This is a genomic window from Streptomyces boncukensis (assembly GCF_011045075.1).
Lineage (GTDB): Bacteria > Actinomycetota > Actinomycetes > Streptomycetales > Streptomycetaceae > Streptomyces > Streptomyces boncukensis.
In genome coordinates this window covers 1-6,632 of record NZ_JAAKZZ010000419.1, presented here as the reverse complement: position 1 = coordinate 6,632, position 6,632 = coordinate 1, and the positions used below count along the sequence as shown (strand labels likewise).

General features: G+C 74.8%; 4 protein-coding genes and 2 pseudogenes. 4 read left to right on the top strand and 2 right to left on the bottom strand.

The window, feature by feature from the left end:
- Positions 1–370 (top strand): annotated as a pseudogene (locus tag G5C65_RS28555) (hypothetical protein); the annotation flags it as partial.
- Between the two features lie 236 nt (positions 371–606).
- Here the strand turns inward: G5C65_RS28555 and G5C65_RS28550 are convergent.
- Entirely contained in the window at positions 607–1,254 is a 648-nt protein-coding gene (locus G5C65_RS28550; protein WP_165301923.1) for a TetR/AcrR family transcriptional regulator C-terminal domain-containing protein, read from the bottom strand.
- A 72-nt stretch (positions 1,255–1,326) separates the two neighbouring features.
- Between G5C65_RS28550 and G5C65_RS28545 the strand changes: the two genes are divergently transcribed.
- Both G5C65_RS28545 and G5C65_RS28540 read left to right on the top strand, forming a co-directional pair.
- Positions 1,327–2,799, top strand: coding sequence for an FAD-dependent monooxygenase (locus tag G5C65_RS28545; protein ID WP_165301921.1), 1,473 nt, complete (start codon positions 1,327–1,329; stop codon positions 2,797–2,799).
- A gap of 80 nt (positions 2,800–2,879) precedes the next feature.
- Complete coding sequence (locus G5C65_RS28540; RefSeq protein ID WP_165301919.1) at positions 2,880–4,319, top strand: amidase; 1,440 nt, start codon at positions 2,880–2,882, stop codon at positions 4,317–4,319.
- 260 nt (positions 4,320–4,579) lie between these two features.
- On the opposite strand, the gene G5C65_RS28535 is transcribed toward G5C65_RS28540, so the two are convergent.
- Positions 4,580–6,163, bottom strand: coding sequence for an acyl-CoA mutase large subunit family protein (locus G5C65_RS28535; protein WP_165301918.1), 1,584 nt, complete (start codon positions 6,161–6,163; stop codon positions 4,580–4,582).
- A gap of 244 nt (positions 6,164–6,407) precedes the next feature.
- On the opposite strand from G5C65_RS28535, the pseudogene G5C65_RS28530 reads away from it, so the two are divergent.
- Positions 6,408–6,632: pseudogene (locus tag G5C65_RS28530) on the top strand (hypothetical protein); the annotation flags it as partial.

Here is a 6,632-nt window from a genome sequence, read left to right as displayed (position 1 = left end):
GGCATGGGGGTCTGAGGGGCCCGGGGGGTCCGGGAGGTCCGAGGGGCCCGGGACGTCCGGGGAGTCCGGCGCCGCCGTGGCGCCGGAGGAACTGGACGGGCTGGTACGGGCGGTGGGCTTCTGCATGCAACCGCGGATCTATCCGCAGCTGCGGCCGGAGGTGGAGCGGTTTCTCGCCGCCCGGCTGGACGGCGCGGGCGGCAGCGGAAGCGGAGGCGGGGAGGTGCGGCGCTACTTCAAGCGGCGCCGCCTCACCTCGCTGGCCCTTCCGGGGTCCGTGCCCCGGCAGTTCGCCTTCGTGCCGCGCAACCCCGCCGTGCGGCGAGTGGCGCGCCGCGCCCGCGCCCTGAAGCGGGCGACCCTGGGGTAAGGCGCCCCGCAAGGGCGGGGGCGACCTGGGTCGCATTTCCGCACATACGTACTCCGCCGTCCGGCGGAGTACATCCGGCACCGTGGGGCGATGTGGCGCGCAGGGCCGCCACGAGACGCTGGGAGCGCCCGGGAGGAACCGGGCGGCGGGGTAACCAACGGGGGATGCCGGAGGCCGCACACGGGGGTCGGCACGGCGGTGGCGACCGTCCGGGGACACGGGCCCGGACGGCCGCGTCATCCGCGCCGCAGCAGTGTGGCCTCCACTCCGGCGGTCACGGCGGCGAGCCCCTCCTCGAACCTGGCGGGGTAGTCCGCGAACAGGTCGGTGCTCACCTGGGCCGCGAGCGGGTGCTCGGGGGCGAGTCGTGCGACGCGGTCCACGATGTCGTAACCGGGTGCCCGTTCGTCCGGCATCGGGTGGACGGCCTGCTCCTCGGTGACGAAGCCCATGGTGAAGGTGTAGCCGAGGAAGAGGGCGCGGGCGGCGGCGCCGGGGGTGAAGCCGGCGTCCGTCATGAGGCGCAGCTGCTCCTCCTGGCGTGCCGCGTGCGCGACGCTGGTCAGCCGGGTGCCGCCGAAGACCTTGGCGCCGTCGCGGTAGCGCAGCAGCGCGCGGCGCAGCAGCCGGAACGACTCCCGGTACCAGTCCTGCCAGGGGGCGCCGGGCTCCGGGTGCCCGGCGCTCTCGTCCAGTTGGCGCTGGATGGCGGTGGCCATCTCGTCCAGCAGGGCCTGCTTGCCGGCGAAGTGCCAGTAGAGCGCGGGCGCCTGGACGTGCAGCTCCTGGGCGAGCCGTCGCAGGGTGAGCCCTTCGAGCCCGACCTCGTTCAGCAGCCGCAGCGCGGTGTCCACCACCTGCGCGCGGTCCAGGCGTGTCGCCACCGCACTCCTCCCTGTCCCTTTCCTCCGTGTCTCCGCTTGACAGTTTAACGCCGTTAAGCGCACCCTCGGCGCATGACATCACTTAACAGCGTTAAAGAGCAGCACGGGGAGCACGGAGAGCACGGGGATTGCGGCGTCCTGATCGCGGGCGCCGGGCCCACCGGGCTGACGCTCGCCTGCGAGCTGGCGCGGCGCGGCGTGCGCGTCCGCCTGGTCGAGCGCTCCGACGGGCTCTTCCCCGGCTCGCGCGGGAAGGGCATCCAGCCGCGCACCCTGGAGGTCTTCGACGACCTGGGGATCGTGGACGCGGTGCTGCGCGACGGCAGTCCGTACCCGCCCATGCTGCGCTGGAAGGACGGCCGGCCCGGGGACGAGTTCGACCTGGTCCAGCGGGGCGGCCCGCGCCCCGGCGCGCCCTACGGCGAGCCGTGGATGCTGCCCCAGTGGCGCACCCAGGAGCTGCTGTACGAGCGGCTGCGCGAGCTGGGCGGCGAGGTGGAGTTCGGCAGGGAGCTCACCGGAGTCACCCAGGACGCGCAGGGCGTCACCGCCCACTTCGCCGCCGGGGGGCCGGAGCCGTCCGTGCGGGCCCGCTATCTGGTCGCCGCGGACGGCGGGCGCAGCAGTGTGCGGTCCGCGCTCGGCATCCCGATGAACGGCGAGACCCTCTCCGCCGAGCCGACGCGCATCGCGGACGTCCGCGTCGCCGGGCTGGACCGGGAGCGCTGGCACGTGTGGGAGCAGCCGGAGGGCGCGATGCTCGCGCTGTGCCCGCTGCCGAGCACGGACGCCTTCCAGCTGATCGCGCAGCGCGCGTCCGCCGACGCCGATATCCCCGGACTCGTCGCCGCCCGCACCCACCTGGCGGCCGACCAGGTCAAGGAGGTGCTGTACGCCTCGCAGTTCCGCGCGAACGCGGCGCTGGCCGACCGGTTCCGCGAGGGCCGTGTCTTCCTGGCGGGCGACGCGGCGCACATCCACTCCCCCGCGGGCGGCCAGGGACTCAACACGAGCGTGCAGGACGCCTACAACCTCGGCTGGAAGCTGGCCCGGGTGCTGCACGGCGGCGCCGACGCGGCGCTCCTGGAGACGTACGAGGCGGAGCGCGCCCCGCTCGCCGCCGCGATGCTGGGCCTGAGCACCCGGCTGCACCGCGGCTTCTGGGCGCGGCGCGAGCCGGAGACCCACCAGCTGGACCTCGCCTACCGCGACAGCCCGCTCTCCCCCGTAGCGTCCGCGTCCCCGGGCGGAGCGCTGCGGCCGGGCGACCGCGCGCCGGACGCGCCGTGCGGCGCGGGGCGGCTCTTCGACGTCTTCCGCGGCCCGCACTTCACCCTGCTGGCCCTGGGCGGCGCGGCGCCGCCCGCCGAGCTGTCCGCCGCGCCCTCCGAGCGGCCGCAGGGCGGACCCGAGGTGCGGGTGCACACCCTCCGGGCGGCGGACGGCTACGCCTCCCCCGCGCTCTACCTCGTCCGCCCGGACGGCTATCTGGCGGTGGTGACGACGGACCCGGCGGACGTCACCGGGTGGCTGCGGGACCACTGACCGCGCGCCCCTCTGGTTACCGACCGGTTTCGCCCGGCGTGCGGATCGTGGACAGTGGACAGTGACCACAGGAGGTGCCCGTGTCCACTGATCTCGGTCCCACCGCCGTCAGCACCGCCGGGCTCGCAGCGCAGGCGGCGGCGCTCGCCTCCGGAGAGGTGTCGTCCCGCGCCCTGACCGAGCGCGCGCTCGATCGGATCGCCGCGGCCCAGCCGACGCTCAACGCCTTCCGCGTGGTCCGCGACCAGGCCGCGCCGGCCGAGGCGGAGGCCGCGGACCGGGCGCTGGAGCGCGGCGAGCGGCGGCCGCTGCTCGGGGTGCCGGTCGCCGTCAAGGACGACACGGACGTCGCGGGCGAGCCCACGGCGTTCGGCTGCGCCGGGGACTTCCCGCGCAAGACGGCGGACGCGGAGGCCGTGCGCAGGCTGCGCGCCGCCGGAGCGGTCGTCGTCGGCAAGACGAACAGTCCGGAGCTGGGGCAGTGGCCGTTCACCGAGGGCCGCGCCTTCGGCGTCACCCGCAACCCCTGGAACCCCGACTACACCCCCGGCGGCTCGTCCGGCGGCGCGGCGGCTGCCGTGGCGGCCGGGCTGGTCCCGGCGGCCCTGGGCTCGGACGGCGCGGGCTCGGTCCGCATCCCCGCCGCCTGGACCGGGCTGATCGGCGTGAAGCCGCAGCGCGGGCGGATCTCCACCTGGCCGGACCCGGAGGCGTTCAACGGGATCACCGTGTTCGGCACGCTGACCCGCACGGTGCGGGACGCCGCGCTGCTGCTGGAGGCGGTCGGCGGCAACGCGCCCGGCGATCTGCACCGGCCGCCGTACGTCGACGTACGCGCCGCCGTCGGGCGCGACCCCGGGCGGCTGCGGATCGCGCTGTCCACGCGGATGGCCTTCACCGCGACCCCGAAGCGGCTCCATCCGGTCGTGGAGTCGGCGGTGCGGCGGGTGGCGGACCGGCTCGCGGCGCTGGGGCACGCGGTGGAGGAGGCCGACCCGAGCTACGGCCCGATCGGGCTCACCTTCGTCCCGCGGGCCACCAGCGGCCTCCGGGAGTGGGCCGCCCGGGTGCCCGACCCGGAGCTGCTGGACCCCCGCACCCGGCAGGCGGTGCGCACCGGGCGGCTGCTGGGCGGCCCGGTGCTGCACGCGGCACGTGCCGCGGAGGGGCCGCTGCGCCGGTACGTCGGGCGGATCTTCCGGCGCTACGACGTGGTGCTGGCGCCCACCACCGCGACCCCGCCGCCCCGCGTCGGCGCGCTGGCCGAGCTGTCGGGCTGGCGGACGGACCGCACGATGATCGCGCACTGCCCGTACGCCTGGCCCTGGAACGTGCTGGGCTGGCCCGGGGTCAGCGTCCCGGCGGGCATGGCGGCGCCGGCTCCGGGGGCGCGCCCGCTGCCGCTGGGCGCGCAGCTGCTCGGGCCCGCCGACAGCGAGCCGCTGCTCCTCTCGCTGGCGGCCCAGCTGGAGGCGGACCAGCGCTGGTCCGAGCGCTGGCCGGAGACCCCCGGGATGTGACTGTCAGTGGGGTCTGTCACGAAGTCAACTGTGCAGCTTCGGCACGTATGCCCCAGCCCAGGAGTGACTCCCGTTTCGGGAGCCCCGAAGGGGCGCGGGGAACTGCGCGCCCAGCTACATCGCACCGGCACTCCGCAGCGCGCGGGAAGGGGCAGCCCCTGCCCGTGCTTCGCGGTCTGCGGCCGCGTATCGGCTGGGCGCGCAGTTCCCCGCGCCCCTGACGGGGCCTCGACGCGGGCCCGCGCGGGGCGCGGGGCTCCCTAGAACGCGTCGGTGGGCACGTAGCGGCCCCACACCTCGCGCAGCGCATCGCAGACCTCGCCGACGGTCGCCCGCGCCCGCAGGGCGTCCTTCATGGGGTAGAGGACGTTCTCCTCGTCCCCCGAGGCGGCCTTGCGCAGCGCCTCCAGCGCGGCCTCCACCGCCGCGCCGTCCCGCTCGGCACGCAGCTTCGCGAGCCGCTCGGCCTGCTGCTGCTCGATCGCGGGGTCGACGGTGAGCGGCTCGTACGGCTCCTCCTCGGCCATCTGGTAGCGGTTGACGCCGACCACGACGCGCTCGCCGCTGTCCGTCTCCTGGGCGATGGCGTACGCGCTGCGCTCGATCTCGCTCTTCTGGAAGCCCTGCTCGATCGCGGTCACGGCCCCGCCGCGCTCCTCGACCTGGCGCATCAGCTCGACGGCCGCCGCCTCCACATCGTCTGTCATGGACTCGACGACATAGGACCCCGCGAAGGGGTCCACCGTCGCCGTCACGTCCGTCTCGTAGGCGAGCACCTGCTGGGTGCGCAGCGCCAGCCGCGCCGACTTGTCGGTGGGCAGCGCGATGGCCTCGTCGTAGGAGTTGGTGTGCAGCGACTGGGTGCCGCCGAGCACCGCGCCGAGCGCCTGGACGGTGACCCGCGCCAGGTTCACCTCCGGCTGCTGCGCCGTCAGCGCCACTCCGGCCGTCTGCGTGTGGAAGCGCAGCATCTGCGACTTGGGGTTCTTCGCGCCGAACTCCTCGCGCATCACCCGGGCCCAGATCCGGCGCGCCGCACGGAACTTGGCGACCTCCTCCAGCAGCGTCGTGCGGGAGACGAAGAAGAAGGACAGCCGGGGCGCGAAGTCGTCCACGTCCATCCCGGCCGCGACGGCGGTGCGCACGTACTCCACGCCGTCCGCCAGGGTGAACGCGATCTCCTGCGCGGGCGTCGCGCCCGCCTCCGCCATGTGGTAGCCGGAGATGGAGATGGTGTTCCACTTGGGGATCTCCGCCCGGCAGTACTTGAAGATGTCGGCGATCAGCCGCAGCGACGGCTTCGGCGGGAAGATGTACGTGCCCCGCGCGATGTACTCCTTGAGGACGTCGTTCTGGATCGTCCCGGTGAGCCGCGAGGGGTCCACCCCCTGCTCCTCGGCGACCAGTTGGTAGAGCAGGAGCAGCAGCGCGGCCGGGGCGTTGATCGTCATCGACGTCGAGACCTCGCCCAGCGGGATGCCGCCGAAGAGCACCCGCATGTCCTCGATCGAGTCGATGGCGACGCCCACCTTGCCGACCTCGCCGCTCGCGAGCGGCGCGTCGCTGTCGTGCCCCATCTGGGTGGGCAGGTCGAACGCGACGGACAGCCCCATGGTGCCGTTCTCGATCAGCTGCTTGTAGCGCGCGTTGGACTCGACGGCGGTGCCGAACCCCGCGTACTGCCGCATCGTCCAGGGGCGCCCGGTGTACATCGTCGGGTAGACGCCCCGGGTGAAGGGGTAGGCGCCGGGCTCGCCGAGCTTCTCGGAGGCGGACCAGGCGCGCAGCGCGTCCGGCCCGTAGACCGGCTCGATGGGCTGCCCGGATTCGGAGTGGCGTGCCATGGTCTGGATCCTCCGTGCGTCTGCGTGCTTCTTCGGGCGTCTCGGTTGCGTGCGGCCGTACGGCAGGGTCACGGGTGTCCGGCCCCCCGTATCGGCACGGACTGTAGCGAGCAGCCTGCGAGAGGTGGGGGTGCGGCCCCTGGGACCTTCCTCACAGCTTCCCCTGGGGGACGGCCGGTTCGCGAGCCGCCCGGGTGGGCAGTGATGGGTCCGTAGATCCTAAGGGAGTCTCCAGGGGATGCGGATGACTGGGAGAGTGAAGGCACCGGGAACAGCCGCGGAACCGGGGCACGCCCGCCGCCGGACGCACCGCGCGGGCGCGGCCGGCGCGGCGCTGCTGCTCGGGGCGGGTGCGGCCGTCGGCTGCACGGCCGAGGGCACGCCCGGGGGCACCCGCGCGGCGCCGGACGAGGTCTCCCGGGCCCCGCAGCGCCTGCCGGACTACAGACCCTCGTACATACCCCCGCCC

Bases quoted from the DNA above. Each gene is read 5' to 3' on its own strand.
- G5C65_RS28545 (WP_165301921.1), top strand. From the start codon at position 1,327: ATGACATCACTTAACAGCGTTAAAGAGCAGCACGGGGAGCACGGAGAG.
- G5C65_RS28535 (WP_165301918.1), bottom strand. From the start codon at position 6,163: ATGGCACGCCACTCCGAATCCGGGCAGCCCATCGAGCCGGTCTACGGG.